The organism is Tenacibaculum sp. MAR_2010_89 (genome assembly GCF_900105985.1).
GTDB classification, from domain to species: domain Bacteria; phylum Bacteroidota; class Bacteroidia; order Flavobacteriales; family Flavobacteriaceae; genus Polaribacter; species Polaribacter halocynthiae.
In genome coordinates, this window is the sequence record NZ_FNUB01000005.1 from 1,155,431 (window position 1) to 1,173,530 (window position 18,100).

General features: G+C 29.1%; 18 protein-coding genes. 7 read left to right on the top strand and 11 right to left on the bottom strand.

The window, feature by feature from the left end:
* The first annotated feature begins 128 nt into the window (after nt 1–128).
* From BLV71_RS08690 to BLV71_RS08700, 3 genes are all read left to right on the top strand, one after another.
* The gene (locus BLV71_RS08690) at nt 129–842 is read left to right on the top strand and encodes a hypothetical protein (protein ID WP_093870169.1); all 714 of its coding nucleotides are present in this window, start codon (nt 129–131) and stop codon (nt 840–842) included.
* Nucleotides 843–912: 70 nt separating this feature from the next.
* The gene (gene bla, locus BLV71_RS08695; RefSeq protein WP_093870170.1) at nt 913–1,659 is read left to right on the top strand and encodes a subclass B1 metallo-beta-lactamase; all 747 of its coding nucleotides are present in this window, start codon (nt 913–915) and stop codon (nt 1,657–1,659) included.
* A 92-nt stretch (nt 1,660–1,751) separates the two neighbouring features.
* Entirely contained in the window at nt 1,752–2,612 is an 861-nt protein-coding gene (locus tag BLV71_RS08700; RefSeq protein WP_255405142.1) for a hypothetical protein, read from the top strand.
* A 104-nt stretch (nt 2,613–2,716) separates the two neighbouring features.
* Here BLV71_RS08700 and BLV71_RS08705 read toward each other — a convergent pair whose 3' ends face one another.
* The 6 genes from BLV71_RS08705 to BLV71_RS08730 all read right to left on the bottom strand — a co-directional run bounded on the left by BLV71_RS08705 (nt 2,717) and on the right by BLV71_RS08730 (nt 10,642).
* On the bottom strand, nt 2,717–3,091 hold the full coding sequence (locus BLV71_RS08705) for a DUF423 domain-containing protein (RefSeq protein WP_093870171.1): 375 nt from the start codon (nt 3,089–3,091) through the stop codon (nt 2,717–2,719).
* 21 nt (nt 3,092–3,112) lie between these two features.
* A complete protein-coding gene (locus tag BLV71_RS08710) occupies nt 3,113–6,769 on the bottom strand; it encodes a ShlB/FhaC/HecB family hemolysin secretion/activation protein (protein ID WP_093870172.1) in 3,657 nt (1,218 codons plus the stop codon).
* Nucleotides 6,770–6,799: 30 nt separating this feature from the next.
* The gene (locus BLV71_RS08715) at nt 6,800–7,378 is read right to left on the bottom strand and encodes a nucleotidyltransferase family protein (protein WP_093870173.1); all 579 of its coding nucleotides are present in this window, start codon (nt 7,376–7,378) and stop codon (nt 6,800–6,802) included.
* An 81-nt stretch (nt 7,379–7,459) separates the two neighbouring features.
* Nucleotides 7,460–8,476 carry an XdhC family protein gene (locus tag BLV71_RS08720; RefSeq protein WP_093870174.1) on the bottom strand — a complete coding sequence of 339 codons (1,017 nt, stop codon included), beginning with the start codon at nt 8,474–8,476 and terminating at the stop codon, nt 7,460–7,462.
* A gap of 33 nt (nt 8,477–8,509) precedes the next feature.
* Nucleotides 8,510–10,075: a protein adenylyltransferase SelO gene (locus BLV71_RS08725; protein WP_093870175.1), complete on the bottom strand. Its 1,566-nt coding sequence runs from the start codon at nt 10,073–10,075 to the stop codon at nt 8,510–8,512.
* 132 nt (nt 10,076–10,207) lie between these two features.
* The gene (locus BLV71_RS08730; protein WP_093870176.1) at nt 10,208–10,642 is read right to left on the bottom strand and encodes a hypothetical protein; all 435 of its coding nucleotides are present in this window, start codon (nt 10,640–10,642) and stop codon (nt 10,208–10,210) included.
* A gap of 293 nt (nt 10,643–10,935) precedes the next feature.
* On the opposite strand from BLV71_RS08730, the gene BLV71_RS08735 reads away from it, so the two are divergent.
* The 3 genes from BLV71_RS08735 (at nt 10,936) to BLV71_RS08745 (ending at nt 13,834) form a co-directional block, all read left to right on the top strand.
* Nucleotides 10,936–11,379: a hypothetical protein gene (locus BLV71_RS08735; protein WP_093870177.1), complete on the top strand. Its 444-nt coding sequence runs from the start codon at nt 10,936–10,938 to the stop codon at nt 11,377–11,379.
* A 77-nt stretch (nt 11,380–11,456) separates the two neighbouring features.
* Nucleotides 11,457–13,091 (top strand): tetratricopeptide repeat-containing sensor histidine kinase, encoded by a 1,635-nt coding sequence (locus tag BLV71_RS08740; protein WP_176974380.1) that lies wholly within the window; start codon nt 11,457–11,459, stop codon nt 13,089–13,091.
* Between the two features lie 5 nt (nt 13,092–13,096).
* Nucleotides 13,097–13,834 (top strand): LytR/AlgR family response regulator transcription factor, encoded by a 738-nt coding sequence (locus tag BLV71_RS08745; protein WP_093870179.1) that lies wholly within the window; start codon nt 13,097–13,099, stop codon nt 13,832–13,834.
* Between the two features lie 2 nt (nt 13,835–13,836).
* Here BLV71_RS08745 and BLV71_RS08750 read toward each other — a convergent pair whose 3' ends face one another.
* From BLV71_RS08750 to msrB, 5 genes are all read right to left on the bottom strand, one after another.
* Nucleotides 13,837–14,178: a cyclic-phosphate processing receiver domain-containing protein gene (locus BLV71_RS08750; RefSeq protein WP_093870180.1), complete on the bottom strand. Its 342-nt coding sequence runs from the start codon at nt 14,176–14,178 to the stop codon at nt 13,837–13,839.
* A 582-nt stretch (nt 14,179–14,760) separates the two neighbouring features.
* Entirely contained in the window at nt 14,761–15,120 is a 360-nt protein-coding gene (locus tag BLV71_RS08755; protein WP_093870181.1) for a hypothetical protein, read from the bottom strand.
* A 480-nt stretch (nt 15,121–15,600) separates the two neighbouring features.
* Complete coding sequence (locus BLV71_RS19025) at nt 15,601–15,810, bottom strand: glutaredoxin domain-containing protein (protein ID WP_369813912.1); 210 nt, start codon at nt 15,808–15,810, stop codon at nt 15,601–15,603.
* 3 nt (nt 15,811–15,813) lie between these two features.
* Nucleotides 15,814–16,344, bottom strand: a complete 531-nt coding sequence (gene msrA / locus BLV71_RS08765) for a peptide-methionine (S)-S-oxide reductase MsrA (protein ID WP_093870182.1) — start codon at nt 16,342–16,344, stop codon at nt 15,814–15,816.
* Nucleotides 16,337–16,786 (bottom strand): peptide-methionine (R)-S-oxide reductase MsrB, encoded by a 450-nt coding sequence (msrB, locus tag BLV71_RS08770; protein WP_093870183.1) that lies wholly within the window; start codon nt 16,784–16,786, stop codon nt 16,337–16,339. The genes msrA and msrB overlap by 8 nt, the downstream gene beginning before the upstream one ends.
* 105 nt (nt 16,787–16,891) lie before the next feature.
* Between msrB and BLV71_RS08775 the strand changes: the two genes are divergently transcribed.
* A complete protein-coding gene (locus tag BLV71_RS08775; RefSeq protein WP_093870184.1) occupies nt 16,892–18,097 on the top strand; it encodes a Pycsar system effector family protein in 1,206 nt (401 codons plus the stop codon).
* Nucleotides 18,098–18,100 lie beyond the last annotated feature (3 nt).

Genomic DNA, 18,100 nt, shown 5'->3' on the forward strand with positions numbered 1-18,100 from the left:
ATATACAAATATAAAACCACTGATTTTTCAGTGGTTTTTTTATGATTATAAAAAAAAATAATATTTAAAAAATTAAATTATTAAACTAATGGTTTATATATTAGTTTCTAACTAATTAATAGTAAATAATGGAAAATAAAAAAGCTCCTGAAAAAAGTAAAATAGATTTTATAAAATGGTTTATAAATACAGTAGTAATAGGATTATTAACTTTTTTCTTTTCATGGGTTTTAGATGAACGAAAGCAAGGGGTTGAAGAAATAAAAGTATATAATACATATGTTGAATTAATAACAAAGGTTGACGGATTAGCAGAGAGAAGATTATTAGCAGAGTTTTTTTCAAACGTAACAGTGTCTGGTCAGTTAAAAGAAGGATGGAAAGACTATTATGATATTTTAGATAAGCAATACAAAAATGAAATAGCTAAACAAGATTTAATTATTTCTAAAACTGATACAACGACTATAGAAGGGAAATTTGAACTTGAAAAAGCAATTTTGAAAAAAAGTAAAATAGAAGGTACAGGTGTTATATCTCCTATTATAACAAAACTAAACCCTCAAAACTTTAAATTGGCACTACAAAAAGAGTTAGAAGGATTTTCATTATTGATAGATAAAGATATTGAGGGAGCTATTTTAGCTTTTTCTGAATCTGAAAATGCATATAATTCATTTCATCAAGTATATGAAATAGAAAAATACTTGAAAAGTAAATTGCAGTCAGAAGAAGTAAAAAGTGATGAGTTTTGGAAAATTATTTATAAAGACTTACTTGAAAAATATAGCTGGAAAATGCCTAAAATAATTAAATTTAAATTAGAAAATTTTTCAAAATAATGAGTTGCTTATACTAAGTAAATTGAGAGAAGTATTTTCATAATTGTATCTTTGCAAGAAATAAATTATTATGAAAAACTACTTCTATAGGATAGGTGTTATACTACTATTTTTAATTACTGTTAGTTGTAAAAAAGAGATTGATGCATCTAACGAAGTTTATTCTTCAGAAACATTAAAATTAAAAAAGCTAACCGATAATGTGTATGTGCATACTACATTTTTAGACACAGAAAGTTGGGGGAAAGTAGCATGTAATGGAATGTTAGTTATAGATAATAATGAAGCAGTGGTTTTTGATACACCATCTAAAAATAAAGTAGCGAAAGAATTAATTACTTGGGTAGAAAACCAAAAAAAAGCTACCATAAAAGCTGTAATACCCACTCATTTTCATGTTGATTGTTTAGGAAGTTTAGAAGCGTTTCATCATAAAGAGGTACCATCATATGCTAGTCTAAAAACGATAAAACTAGCTAAAGAGCAGGGTACTATTATACCACAACATGGTTTTTATAATAATTTTGAATTAAAAATAGGTAATAATAAGATTATTTGTGAGTTTTTAGGAGAAGGTCATACGAAAGATAATATAATTGGGTATTATTCTAAAGATAAGGTATTGTTTGGAGGTTGTTTAGTAAAAACACTAAAGGCTAAAAAAGGGAACTTAGCAGATGCTAATGTTAAAGAGTGGTCAAATACCGTTAATGCAGTAAAAGGTAAATATAAAGATGCTAAATGGGTGATACCAGGGCATGGTAATGAAGGAGATACTTTATTGTTAAATTATACAATAGCGTTATTTAAGGAATAACTGGATAGTTAATATTATACATAAACTAACTTTATAGTGTGGCTTAGAAATTGTTTTTTAAGTACCTTTACTATTATAAGTAATTCTTTAAAATGAAAAAGGTATTCTATTTTTTTTTAAGTATATTTTTAGTTTCAAGTTGTACAAATTATGGGCAATTAAAAATAGTTGGCTCAGTGCCGGATGAACTAGAAGAGGTGTCTGGAGTTGAAAAAATAAAAGGATCAGATATTTTATGGATGCATAATGATGGTGGAAATGAAGCTGATATTTATGGTGTAAATGTTTTTGGTGAAATACAACAAACAATAGCACTGACCACAAAAAATAAAGATTGGGAAGACATTACTTCAGATGAAGAAGGTAATTTATATATTGCTGATTTTGGGAATAACGGTAACAAACGTAAAAATTTAGTTATTTATAAAATAACTGCAGAAGAGCTAGCGTCTCAAAATATAATAACACCAGAAAAAATTAAATTTAAGTATCCTAATCAAACTAAATTTCCACCCAAAAAGAAGAAACGTTTTTTTGATGCTGAATCATTATTGTATTTTAAAGGTGGGTTATATGTTTTTACTAAAAGTCGTGTAAAAGGAGCGTATGGCAAAACAAGTTTATATAAAGTACCAACCACAAAAGGGAAATATACTGCAGAATATATTGATACGTTTGAAAATTGTAATAATAGTATACACTGTTGGGTAACTGCTGCATGTATATCTCCTGATAAAACAAAAGTAGCCTTACTAACTCATGATCAAGTATTAATTTTTACAGATTTTACTAATGATAATTTTTTCAGTGGAGTAGTAACTGAACATGATTTAGGGCATACTTCACAAAAAGAAGGAATTACTTTTAAAGATAATAACACACTTTATATTACTGATGAACAATCTCATGGAGCTGGAGGGAAGTTGTATGAGTTTTCCCTTGTGGAAAAATAAAAATTTGTTGACTTGAAATCTGTCATAGCGAGTATACGAAGCTATTAAAAAATACTTCTTTCGTGCCCCAATCTTAATGAAGTTAAAAATATACTTGGAATAAATTACAGGTTAATAATTTCAACAAATAAAAGGATCCAGCCAATAACTAAGAATAGTCCACCAAGTGGAGTAATTGGACCAAGAAAACGTAGCTTTTTGCCTTTGGCATCTGATAAAACCAATCCGTAAATACTAAATGAGAAAAGTAAAACTCCAATTATAAAGCTCCATCCTAATAATGGATTTGGTATTTTGAAGTTAAAACCAATGGTAAGTAAAACAATAGCATGGTACATTTGGTATTTTACTCCTGTTTCAAAAGATTTTAATTGATGATCAGTTAAAATTTTCTTTAAGGCATGGGCTCCAAAAGCACCAAAAATAACTGCTAGCATTCCAAAAATGGCTCCAAAAAATAAAATGGTTTGTTGTGTCATAATTTGTTAAAAAAAATTGTGTTAAAAAGAAAAACCAATACCAAAAGCAACTCTATTTTCGTTAGTGTTTCCTTGGAAGTAAGAAATATTTAGGGTGAATAAATCAATTCCACTTAACCAAACAGAACCACCATAACTTGTATGCCATGTTGAATTTGAAACTTCTCTTGGACTCCAAACACGTCCGTAGTCAAAACCAGCAGAAACTCCCATTTTTAATGGTAAAAAAGAAGTTTTAATTTCTCCAAAGCGCAATCGTAAATCATTACTATGATAAAAGCTTTGAGTTCCTGTAAAACGCTGACGGTTAAAACCACGTAAGCTTTTATCACCACCTAAAGTAGCAGCTTGAAAAATTTCAAAACGGTTACCAATGTTAATATGTGTACCAACTTCAGAAGCTAAAACTAATGAACGATTTTGCACCAAGTTTTGATAAATTGCTAAAGAAGATTTAATATATCCAAAACGCCTTTCAAAGTCATTAATTTTTGATTTTGCTCCAACTGCTAATTCAAAATTCATTCCTTTAGTTGGGAAGCTTACATTATCAATTCTGTTATGAGTAAAACCAAGTTCACTTCCTATAAAATAATTAGTATCAAAAATATTAATAGCACTTTGATTGTGATTTCTAATGTTTCTATTCGGTGTGTTTTGTACACGAACACCTTCTATAGAAGAAGCTAATTGAACAGCAAACCCACCTCTAAAACGTTTTAAGAGTGCTGGCGAAAAGCTTAATTCACTTTTCTTAATACGGTAATAATCTAAATCAAAATTTTGATTATTTACACTGTTATTACCCCATCCAAAAAAGTTAATAGAATAATTGTCACTAGTTGCTTTTGCGCGTATTGCTAAACTCCAATCTCCTATAAATTCAGTAAACTCACCATTATATTCAATGTCAAAACCATTAATAGCTGAAAAATAGTTTGCTGATAAAGAATGTTGACTTGCAAATGGACGTTTTTTAAACCCTTGTCGTGTATGGGTTACAGAGGCGCCAATAAAGAAACCATCATCTGGATTACTACCTAAGCTAGGAAAAACAAGAGTAGTGTTGTTATCTATATCTCGGTGATTATAGGTGTTTCTATAGTAATTGTCTGAGCGTAAATCGGCAGTTTCCTTGTTTCCGTTTACGGTATTTTTCTTTGATTTATAATCGTAGATTTTTGTTTTCTTACTCCAACCAGCTACTGAAGACTCATCAGTATACACATCATGATCTTGTCCTCCTATTAAGCGAACTAAAATACCGTTTTTAACTTTTCCAGTTATGGTGAAAGTATCATCACCATTTAATCCATAGATTTGAATTTCATTCGTTTCTTTGGTCGTAAAAGTGCGTTTATAGATTGTATTTTTCTTACGAGTAACAGTAACTCTAGTTTCAGTGTTATTTATACGTTCTATTGAGAATATATCCTTTTTGTCAGTACCTACAATGTATACAGTTTTAGCTTGTTTTGTATAGTATCTACGAGCAATGCTTTTTAATTTATCTCTTCGTGATTTTATTTTTGCAATTGTTTCTTTTCCGTCTAATTCATAAATCTTGGTAGGTAACTTTTTTATTGAAGCTTCAATAATATCATCTGTTAATTGTTTTTGAATATAATCCGCTTGTGCTAACCAATCTTTTAAAGTTAATTCATTTAAAAATTCAGCATCAAAAAAACGAGGGTAATTGTTATACCATTTCATATTTTTAATATCATTTTCAAAAGTTTGCATGTTTTTAACTAAAGGAGCAAACTGTTGAAATAAAGGAATCATAACTCCGTCGAATTTAGAAAAAGGTTGATCTCTATCTCTAGGTATAGGTCGGTAATAGGTGTTGCCATTATCGGTTTTAAATGAAGCCCAACGCCATTGATCTTCATGACGATCCCAATCTCCAATTACCATATCAAACAAGCGAGAACGTATAGCCCATTCTTGATCTACTGTATGCTTTCCATTTTTACGAATCTTTTCTAAAACATCAAAAGTATTTATAATGTTCGTTGAATTACCAAAACTATCTACATCTTTTCTATTACCAGCAGGACGTTCTTCTAATAAATATAAACCACCTCCAAAAATAGTGTTGTATTTACCTAAAGCTGGTTGTTTAGGCATATAGTATAGCTTAGGATTTGTATGGTAAATATTCACAGCTTCTGCCATATCAGGAATAACAAATGCAGCATATGGGTGCGACATAGTAAAAATATCTTGTACAACGTCAATTAAAAAAGTCCCTTTTAAGATTCCTCCCATAATACGACTACCATTTTTATACATAGAACGTAGTACATATTGTTTTCCTTCAGAATTTTCAAGACGAAGTGAATTTGTTTGGTTTCCTCCTCCTTGTCTAATAGGCTTTAATCCACCAAAAACAGACTCTAATTCTAAAACAGGTACTTGTATTTTTTTACCATATTTTTCACGGTGTAAGTCTCCCCACATAAATTTATGAAATCCACTTACTTTTGTAGCTTCTGAAGGATAAATAGAAGTTTCAATAACTTTTTTATGAGCATTATATTCACTAAAATCAGGAGCTTTCTTTACTGTTTTTGGAGTGATAATTTCTTTACTAAATAGCAGCTTATTATTATCGGTAGTGTTAGCAGCGTAATATTCAATTACAGCAGAACCATCTTTATGAAAATTTAATTTAGCATATCCGTGATTACCATAGGTGAAAGGAGCATTATAACCAGCTAAAGCAGGTGATTGTTTAGAACCTGAACCACTTACTACTTGTTTGAAACCATCATTTTCTATATACTGAAGGTTGTGTTCATGACCACCAACAAAAACAATGTTATTTTTAAAGTCATCAGCAATAGTTTTTATTTGTTCTATAAAATCTGTGTAACTTTTGTTAAAATTGTCAGTTTCAATACCTGCATGTGAACGCAACATATTTTTTAGAGTACCTAAAACAGGTATAGGCTTCATATGGTCTTTAAAAGAAAAACTACCACCATGAGGTCCATTACTATATAATGGGTGATGCATAGCTACTACTACATTTTTATAACGATTTTTTTTAAACATTCCAGATAGTTCATTCATAAAATGTTCACGTGTTTTAATATCACAATTCTCATTAATAGTTGGGTGATTATTCCAGTCAGTAATAAACCATTTACTGTCAATAATAATAAGAGTTAAGTTATCATTGATGTTTACTTTTTTTAATCCACATCCTTTTTCTGGTAAAAAAGAATTTTTACCCAAGGCCTTTTCTACCATTTTTTCTTGGCGTTTTAAACCTTTTAAACCATTATACCAATCATGATTACCAGGAGTGAAAATAGTTTTTCCTTTAAAGTTTTTTACAGCATCTATTTGAATTTGTAATCTATGTTCAGCTAACGCTCTTTCAGTAGTTTTCTTTTTAGGCATTCCTATAGGATATATATTATCACCTAAAAAAAGAGCTGTACTATTTTTTGTTGAGGTTTGTAAATCTTTTTGAAAATACTCTAAAGAAAGTAAGTTCTTACCTAAGTCAGCATTACCAGCATCTCCAATTAAATAAAAAGAGTGAGAAAGCTCTTTATTAACCTTAATTGTTTTAGGTGCTTTATTATTGGCATATTGTGCTTTATACGTTGCACAGCCAGTTATAAAAATAAAGGCAATGAAATATAGGAAAAATCTAATGTTCATAAGTGGTTTTATTGAATTACAAAAATACTATTAATTCGTTAGTTTATTATAGTCTTCAGGAGTATCAATATCTATCAAATTAAAAGGCGTCATTTTTACAAGATTTTCTTCTTCATTATTAAGAAGCTCTTTAGCACCTTTGTCGCCTTTTAATTGTAACAATTCTGAAAAATAAGTAGCTGGAAATATAGCTGGGACACCTACTTTTTTACCATAATTAGAGCCGATTATTTTTGTAGGGTTCTCTTTAGATAGAAGAAACATTTCATGAATATATGATGAAGTGACTTTTGGTTGGTCAGCCAAAAGTATCGTTACTGAATCGTATTGTTTGTCGAGTACGTATTTAATCCCAGTTACTATGCTTGAACTTAATCCATTTTCATAGTTATAATTATGTAATATTTGGATAGGGTAGTGCTCAATTTCTTTTTTTATAAGTTGAAAGTTTGCTCCTAAAACACAATAAACAGTTCCTGTTTTTAAATTTAAAACTTGCTCTATCGTCCAACCTAATAAGTTGGTATGTTTAAAAGGGAGTAGTTGTTTAGAGCTTCCCATTCGAGAAGAACTTCCAGCGGCAAGAATAAGAATAGCGGTTTTATTCATTGTTCTTAATAATTATTGTAAATGAAGTAAAGTATTCCATATAGAGATTGCTTCATTACTTTCGCAATGCCGAATTTATAATTATGTGTGAATTTTACCTGTTATTTTTTTTAATGAAAAAACTTCTTTATTTCTGATAACTGATAATATTTCAGCAACAATAGATAATGCAATTTCTTCTGGAGTTATTGCGCCAATATTTAACCCGGCAGGCGTGTGAATTTTATCTAAAAAGCTATCAGAAACGTCAGGAGATAGTTCAAATAATTCATTGAATAGTTTTTCTCTTCTCTTAGCAGCGCCCAATATTCCAATATAACTAGGGTCGGTTTCTTGTAGTTTTATTATGTATCGTAAATCGTAGGTGAAATTATGATTCATAAGAACGATAGCAGTATGTTGATTTATGTGTGTTAATTCAACCAAATCTGGAGTTTGTGCAATTACCGATTTTGCTCCTGGGAAATCTGATGATTGTTTAGGGTCTTTTATAGAGGTTATGACTTCAACCTCCCAACCTAATAACGTGGCTTGTTTACATAGTTTAACAGCGTCGTGTTCTCCACCAATAATTATTAAACGAAATAGCGGTTGCATGGTTTGTGTAAATACTAAAAATTTGTTATTTACCGTAGGTTTAAAATGATTAGAAAAGGTGAAGGATTTTTTGCCAAACTGAATTACTGTGCCGAAGTTTCCTTCAATTTCATCTTCTTTTTTATAGTGAGCGTTTATACTAAAAGGGATTCTTTTTTCGATACTACTAGAAAATTCTTTTAAAAATTTAGGTGTAAGATTAATGGATTCTAATAAAATATATAAAACGCCCTCACAACCTAACCGATATCTACCGTCATAAGCTATAACTTTTGGAGTTCTTGTTTTAAAAACTGTTTGAGCTCTTCGTTGCACTTCTTTTTCTACACAACCACCGCTTACGGCTCCTGTTATTTTTCCGTCAGAAGATAGCAACATTTGTACACCAGGCTTTCTATAGGAAGAACCATCTAAAGCAACAACAGTTGCCAATATATTTTGGATTCCTTTTTGCTGATTAAGAAAAGCTTGTTGAATAATTTCTTTAAACTCGTGTGTCATTAATAGAAAACATTTCCTTAAAAGTACAAATTTTTAGGAACTACATGAAAGCATTGAGCAACCTACTTTATTACGTGCCCATTCAGGGCGCTTGGCAAACCATTTATGATGTTGAGGTTGTTCGCTATACGGTTGCTTTAATAACTGATAAAATTCTTCAATTAAATTGTAATCACCTTTGTTAGCATCATCAATTGCCAGTTGTGCCATGTAATTACGTAATACGTATTTAGGGTTCACTCCATTCATATGTTGTTTACGCTGTTCATTAGTTTGAGTTTCTTGTTGTAATCTATCAATATATTGAGTAAGCCAAGTTTCCCAATGCTGTTTTATTTCGTCTTTTAATTCTAGTGGGTTATAAAAAGCTTCTGCTATTTTTTCAATAGCTATAGAAATGGTGTCTTCTTTAGTGATTTTTGAAAGGTTTCTGAAAAATATAGTCATATCCGTTTCTATCAAATGTAACGTTTCTTCTAGTCTACCAATAAGCTCAGAATCCGTATCGTTATTTTGAATTAAACCTAACTTACTTTTCATCATAGTTTCATATTGCTCTTTAAAAAGAGAATTGTAACCATCTAAAATTTGTTGTAAAGGTTCAGCTTCTTCAATAAGTGGATATAAAGCATTCGCTAGTTTAAAAAGATTCCATAATCCAATATAGGATTGATTTCCGAATCGATAACGTTTATGTTGAGCGTCTGTTGTATTTGGCGTCCATCCAAAATCAAAACCTTCTAACCATCCATAAGGACCATAATCAATTGTTAATCCTAAAATAGACATGTTATCCGTATTCATAACACCATGTACAAAACCAACGCGTTGCCAATGTACTATCATTTCAATCGTATTATCTCTAACCTTGGTTAAAAAATCAAGATATTTTTGTTTTCCTGTTGAAGTTATTTCTGGGTAGAAATGGTTGATTGTATAATCTGTTAATTGTTGTAAAGCTACGTTGTTTTTTCTAGAAGAAAGAATTTCAAAACTTCCGAAACGAATAAAACTAGGAGCAGTTCGACTAACAATAGCTCCTTTTTCATAAGCTCGGTTTCCGTTGTATAATACATCTCGTAAAACTTCATCACCAGATAAGCTTAAAGACAAAGCTCTAGTTGTTGGAACTCCTAAATGATGCATTGCTTCACTACATAAATATTCTCGTATAGAAGAACGTAAAACGGCTAAACCATCAGCAGTTCGTGAGTAAGGTGTTTCACCAGCACCTTTTAATTGTACTGCCCATTGTTTTTTATTATGAGTTACTTCAAATAAATTAATAGCTCTACCATCACCTAATTGCCCAGCCCAATTCCCAAATTGATGACCACCATAGCACATGGCATACGGATGCGTATTTTCTAATACCTCATTTCCTGTAAAAATACTTAGAAATTTGTTCGTTTTTGCATCATCTTTTGTGAGACCTAATTCAACTAACATTTCTTCAGAAACATGAATTAATGAAGGATTAGCTGTTTTTTTAGGCGTTACATACGAAAAACAAGCATCTAGTACTTGCCTGCGAGTGTTTTCTAAGACTTTATCTGCAGGTAGTTCTTTATTAAAAGTATTATTTAGGTGTAGCTTCATTAGAGTGTGGTTTTACTTCTCTTTTTTCAACTAACAAAGTTATTACACTTATAATAAATAAACTGAGTATTAATAAAAAATAAAAAACCTCAGACTAGCTTAACTAATCTGAGGTTTTTAGATTTTAAAAAATTATGCTTTAGATGCTACTTCAGATTCATGAAGTAATAATTCTAGTTCTTTATTTAATAAATCATGATTAAATCGATCACCAGAAAGGTCAGTATTTATAATAGTTTCTCTAATTCCGAAAGGACCTTTTACAATTCCTTTAATGTGGAAATTAAGTTTAGTACTAGTACATTGCCATTTAGAAATAGTTACTTCAAGAGAAAGTGGTCCCATTATTGGGTAAGTATTTGTTTCATTTCCTTTTAAAACAACCCTTTTACCACCACTACCACGATTGGTTTTAACAAAAACATCAGTGTGAAATCCAGCACAACCACCATTATTGTCATAAACTTTAATGTTTGCTGTTCCTTCTATACGTATTCCAACAATACTAAATTTAAATTTTCTAGTTTCGTCAATAATAATTGGTCCTCCGTTTGATAATTCGCTCATAATAAATAGTTTTAATATTCCTTACTCGTAAGGCTTTTCAGGGTTCGCCTCGTTTTTGTAGTTTCTGAACTCTACTCTGTTTGGTTTTAGAAAACTATTTTTAGCGCTAATAATAAGTTTCTGATCCTAAAATTACAATTGAACAAGTACTTTAATAGATTAATCTCAGTGAATGAATTAAGAAACTTCGTGAGTGCTACAAAAAAGGAGTTAAGCGTTTGAAATTGAGTATTTGATGTGTTGATGGTTATTTCACAATAGAGTATCTTGCACTATAATCAAACTAATAAATCATGGAAAACAAAACGAGCTTAGAATTATATTCTATAATTAAAGAATTAAAAATCAGAAAAATTGATGGAAACCAAACTCCTATTAGTATTGATGGACACACATCTTTAGGTCCTTTTGTAAGAATAACAGAAACAGGTAGCTTAAATTATTTATATGTTACTGCTTTTTTTGATGAAGAAGTTATAGAGGGTGGTGTTGAAGAGTTTGATATTGATGGAATTATTTCAAATAAAGAATTGAGTTTGTTGATTAAACCTAAAAAGAAAACTAATCCAAAAGCAGAAAAACAATGCTTGTTAGTTTTTATCTTTACTATAGATGATGAGCAAATGGATACGGTTGATAAAGTAAGAGTTACTATTAATTTTAATGGAGAACCATTTATTAAAGAACCTAGAAGAGGTACATTGGTTATTCCTCCAAATTCAACTATCAAGAATTAATTATGCACTATAAAGTGAAGTTTTTGCTTTATTTTCTGTTTTTTTTTAGTTATTCATCTTTTTCTCAAACTTCATATGTGAAAGAGTTTTTTTCTGAAAACTGTACTATCTGTGCAAGTTTAGATAGTGTTAACTTGGATAAGTTACCAGATTTAGAAAAGAATGCTTGGCATAATGCCCATATTTCTTTCATAGATAATGATTATGAAAAGGTAAGTTATTATTTGTTGAAAGATGAAAATACTAATAATAAATTGAAAAGTATTTTACAAGGACATTTATTTTTACGTTTAAAAATATACGATAAAGCTGAGTTTTTTTTTAGAAAGAAGATATTAAAGAATGATGAAAAATATCGCTTAATTGTAATGAAAAGTCTTGGAGAGTTTTATGAAGGAAGAAATTATGATTCGGCTGTATTTTATTACAGTGAAATATTAAAGTATAAAAGTCTGCCTTATAAACTAGAAAGTGAATTAAATGAAAGCTTAGCTTTTTTAAACTCATCAAAAAGAGAATTTAAAAAAGCCGAAGTTTTATACCTAGATTTACTAAAAGCATATAAAAAACATAATGATTCTTTATCATTAGCTAGGGTGTATTCTAATTTAGGGAATTTGTATTTTGAACAATATCAAGATAAAAAAGCAAAAAAGTATTTTGATTCTGCTTATGTAGTGGTAAAACCTTTAAGAAATTTTCAACTAAAAAGTTTTATTACCCATAACCTATATATTGTATCTGAAGCTTTAAAAGAGCATAAAGAAGCAGTTGGATATTTAAAGGAATACAATGTTTTTCAAGATTCCATTCAAAAAGAGAATACAGTTTGGCAAATAGCGCAACAAAAAGAGGCGTTTAATATTGAGAAAAAGCAAATAGAGGTAGATAAAAAAACAGCGCAACGTAATATTTTTATAATCATTACTGTTGCTATATTATTACTGTTAGTAGTAATTTATTTTTTCTATAAAAAACTAAGACAAAAGCATCAGCAAATTGGTGTTTTAAATGAAGAGTTAAAAGAAGTAAATGCATTAAAAAATCAAATATTTAGTATTGTTGCTCATGATTTACGAAGTCCTGTAGCTTTATTAAAACAGAAATTTCAAGTTTATGAACCTAAAGAAAATAAAGAAACGATAACTATAAATAAAAATGTAGTTTCGGTAATAGATTCACTAAGTTTTTTGTTAGATAATTTGTTAAACTGGTCGTTAAGTCAATCAAACTTATTGTTTGTACAAAAAGACTGGTTTCCATTACTGCCCGTTGTTAAGCAAATAGAACATCAATATCAATCGTTATTACAAGAAAAAAAGATAGAGTTCAGTAGTAAAAATTTAAGTTCGATATTAATTTTTGGAGATATGGAGTTGTTTAAAATTGTACTACGTAATTGTTTAGACAATGCCATAAAATTCACGCCTGTTGGTGGGAATATAAAAATATATGGAGTGGTAGAAAGTGATTTTTTTAAATTACGAATTCAAGATTCAGGAGTTGGTATATCTGAAACGGTATTGAAAACATTATTTGAACTAGATGCTCAAAAAGCGCAAAAAGATACTGAAGGAAGAAAAAGTTCTGGCTTAGGTTTACATCTTGTAAAATCGATGATTGAACTAAATGATGGAATGATAACTATAGAAAATAACCCCCAAGGAGGAACGATAGTAAACATATCAATACTTCATAAAATAATAGCCTAATAGGTATGGAAAGAATTAAGATTTTAATTTTAGAGGATAGTAAAGAAGAAGCACAAATAGTAGAAAATATAGTGTCTAAACATTATGATGTTGTTGGTGTAGCTACAAACTATAATGAAGCTGTTGCCTTTTATCATTTACACAAACCTGATTTAGCAATTTTAGATGTTTTTATAGAAGGAGAGCGAGAAGGAACCAGGTTTGCAACTTATATTAATGAAAACAGGGCAATACCTATTTTATTTTTAACAAGTGCTAAAGATAAAATCAGTTTTACAGCAGCAAAAAGTGCAAACCCACATAGTTATTTGTTAAAACCTATAGATCCGTTTGGTATTAAATTTACTATTGAACTGGCTTTTGAAAAGTTTGTGAATGGAGTAGGGCAATTATCTACTAAAGAAGAGGCGGTTCTAAAAGTAAATGAAGAGTTATTTATAAAAAAGAAAGATTCGTTATTTAAAATATCTAAAAATGATGTGTGTTATATAGAAGTAGATGATAAATATTGCCATGTTTATACAAAAGATGCGCAATTTTTAGTACAAAAAACCTTGAAAAGTTTTGCTGAAGAATTTAAAGATATATTTATTCAAACTCACAGAAGATATTTGATAAATAGAAACCAAATAGAAAGGATTGATACAGCAGATTATAATATTATTCTTAAAAATAAGATGACAGTTCCGTTAAGTCAACGACATAAAAAAGAAGTGCTTGAAATTTTTACTATTTTAAAATAGTTTTAAGTGGTGTGTTTATTTAAATGGTTGATATAATTTGTTAAAAGCCCTCTAATTTGTTCTGCTGCTACTGGGTTTGCTGAATGAACTTTAAACTGTAAGTTTCTCAGGTCTAAACCAGATTTGTAAACAAGCCATTTAGCTGCAGCCAATCCATCGGGTGCAATATTTCCATTAGCGTCAAGGCCTAGGTCATTGTCAAAACTAATAAAATTAGGGAGTCCGTTAGTAGTAATATAAGCTACAAAGTCTTCATAAGTTCTAACAATGTCAAATTCACTTTCCATTGATTTGTCATAAATCATTTCAATAGTTCTAATATCGTCAAGAAATGGTTTTTTCATAGTTTTATATTTTCATGTGGACATTGATATTTTTTGATTTTAAATCGTTATAAAAATCATCTAAATTCTTTTCAGTCCAATTTTCACCACAGCAATCGACATCTAAATTAACACAATAAAAAGTTTCAATTTTTTTTCCCAGTTTAATTTTAATTTGGTTACGATTAATTATGAAAAAGATCCATAAAAATATTGAATTTACTGTTCTTTTATCGTTGTCTATTATAACTTCATTAATACTGCTTAAATTATATTTTTTAATTGTTTTAAAAGGAAAGTTTGGGTTTATAACTAGTAGATAATTGTTAGAAACAATAAAACTATTGTTGTAATAGGCAGAGATAACGTATGATATAATGAAATAATTAAAGAAATGATAATTATATTAAAAGAAGTTGAGAATAATGAGCCTATAAAATAAATTGAAAAAGGACTAATGATGATTAGTATTAAAAAAATAAAAATAAACCATGATTTTATAGGGCTATGATAAACAGTATATTGATCAAGAGGTAGCTGTTTTAGGTGTTTTTTTATTCTTTTATCTTCTAGCTTCATATAGTTTTTATTGCAATTTTTTAATTAAAAGTTTCTTAAACTACTATAATGGTAATGATTTGTTAGCTCTTCTATATTGTTAGTTGTTTTGATTTTTCTTCCTTTTTCTGTGAAAACAAAAATAGAGGATTGATTTTTTACTAATCTTATAATGTTTTTGTCTATAAGAATTTTAAAGTGTTTTAATATTGTTTTTTTAGGGTTATTAGTATTTTTAGATACCTCATGTAATAATATTGAAATATTTTCTATAGACTCAGTTCCATTATTTGATTGAAGCCAAAGTAATTCAAAAAGATTTTCAAATACATTAAGTTTTGAATTTAAAGAGTCAATAAAAGATAGCTGATTTTCATAATTATAGCCATTGGTTATGAGTTTCATTTTTACATCATTGAATTCTAATAAAAGTGTAGTCTCTGAAATTTGATATTCATATTTTTTCCATGCTAGATATCTAGCATATCTTATAGGTAAATTAAGTTTAATTAAAAGATTAAATAAAGAAAAAAGAGATGGGGTTATTTTTTCTTTTCCACGTTGGAGTTTAATTTTAATAATGTCATTATTATTAACAGGTATAACTGAAATTTTGTTTGAATAATTAAATCGTATTAAAATTCCATTAGTGTATTTTTGAATATTGCATCTTGTGTTAATTTTAATAGCATTTATTTCTTTGTTTTCAGTACTAATAGATTTAACAAAAAATAGTATTCATTTTTCTTAGAGAAAACTTTATTGGTTTACCAATGAGTTTCTCTATGCTATAATTTTTTATTTCTTTTCCAGTTAAAATCACGTATTCTTTTCTAGTTCGCTGTTTATTTAATGGAAAATTTATCAATCCATTTATTTAACTCTTTATCTGAAGGGTTTCTGAGTTTTTTTTTTACCAATTGTAATAGTAGGGAAATTCAATTTTTTATTTTCATATAATTTACGGAGCTCTTGAGCATACTCACTATTTTTTTCAACATCTAAAAAAATAAAATCAATATTCTTAGCAAGGAAAAATTCTTGGTAATATATGGTTTTATGACACCTTTGAGCTCCGTATAATTTAATAATCATTGCTTATTTTAATTTGTCAGCATATAGTTTTCTAAGTTTACTTAACTTTGGGGTAATTACAAAATTACAATATCCTTGTTCTCTATTTTGATTGTAATAATCTTGATGATCCTCTCCAGCATCATAAAAAATAGGAATTTCACTAATTTCAGTGACTATAGGTTCTTCAAAATAAGGTTGTATCTGTTGTATTACTTCAGTGGCTATTTGTTTTTGCTCTGAGTTATGATAAAAAATAACAGATCGATATTGAGTTCCTACATCAGCTCCTTGTCTATTTAAAGAAGTTGGATCATGAGTGGTCATAAAAATAGTGATAATTTCTGCATACGAAATTATTGTTGGATCAAACATAAATTGAATCACTTCTGCATGTCCAGTCAATCCTGAACAAATTTCTCTATAGGTTGGCTTTCCTGGAACAGTACCTCCGGCATATCCAGAAACTACTTTTTCTACACCTTTTATTTTTTGAAAAATAGCTTCAGTACACCAAAAACATCCACCTCCTAATGTTGCTAACTGTTTATTCATTACTTTCTAATTTAATACTTAATGAGTTTACACAATAACGTAATCCGCTAGGTTCTGGCCCATCAGGAAAAATATGACCCAAGTGGGCATCACAAGTATTACATAAAATTTCTACTCGTATCATTCCATGCGTAGTATCTTTATGATATTTAACAGCGTTTTCTTCTACAGGCTGTGTAAAACTTGGCCATCCTGAACTTGAATCAAATTTTATGTTTGAATCAAATAAAGGAGTATTACAGCAAGTACAATTATATTTACCTTCTGTAAAAGATGAGCAAAGCTCTCCGCTAAAAGGTCGTTCGGTTCCTTTTAAACGTGTTATAGTATATTCTTCTGAAGATAATAATTTCTTCCATTCTTCATTAGTTTTTTCTACTCTTTTCGTTGGAATTGGATTTCCGTTTGTAGTAAAACTGATAATGTTTTTCCAAGTAAGCATATTCTATGTTTTTAAGTAATTAATAGTCGGTACAGGGGCTAATTCCTTACAATTATTAATTGTGCTAAAGTTTGGTTATTTTTACATTCTAAAAGTAGCCAATTCATGAGTAATTTATTAGAAAAAGTAGAAAGTTATGTGATAAATTTTTTAAACGCTGGTTTAAAAAAGAAATTTGTATATCATAATATAGCTCATACGCAACGAGTAGTAGAGAAGTCAAAAGAATTAGCGGAGCTAGAGTTACTTGATGAAAGAGATACAGAAATACTTCTTACAGCTGCTTGGTTTCATGATACAGGGTACACTGTAGATTTAAATAATCATGAGGAGGAAAGTGTAAAAATAGCTTCTGAATTTTTAAAAAAAGAAGGTGGTGAGGAAATAATAGATGAGGTTACCCGTATTATTTTAGCAACAAAAATGGGTGTAGTACCTAACAGTTTACTAGAAAAAATTGTAAGAGATGCTGATTGTTCTCACTTAGGGAGTAAGAATTATGAGGAGTTCTCTGAATTACTTCGTAAAGAGTTAGAATTAACAAAAGGATTAGAGTTTTCAGATATTGATTGGCTTACTAATAATATTAATTTTTTAACTCAAGATCATAAATATTATTCAGTTAAAGCTATTAAAACTTGGGAAAAGCAAAAAGGTAAAAACTTAGCACAGTTATTAAAAGGGTTAAAGAAAACCAAACAAGAATTAGCTAAGATTAAGCAGAAAAAAGAAGAATTAGCTATTAAAAAAAATAAAATTGATTTACCCGAAAGAGGTATTGAAACAATGTTTAGAGTAGCGCTTAGAAATCATATTACTTTAAGTGATATTGCAGATACGAAAGCAAATATTTTATTATCGGTAAATGCTATTATTATTTCCATGACATTGTCTACTTTAATTCCTAAATTAGATAATCCATCAAATAGCTACTTATTAGTTCCGTCTATTATTTTTATAATTTTCACAGTAATTTCTATTATTCTATCTATTCTTGCTACACGGCCTAATGTTACTGAAGGAAAGTTTTCAAAAGAAGATGTTGCTAACAAAAAAGTAAACTTAATATTTTTTGGTAATTTTCATAAAATGAGTTTACCAGAATTTGAATGGGCAATGGATGAAATGTTAAAAGATCGAGATTATTTATACGGCTCACTTACTAAAGATTTATATTTCTTAGGATTAGTGTTAAATAGAAAATACAGTATATTAAGAACAACATATACTGTATTTATGATTGGAATTATAGTAAGTGTAATATCTTTTGCAATAGCTTTTTATATGCAAAGTGGTGCGGCTGCAGTGTAACTG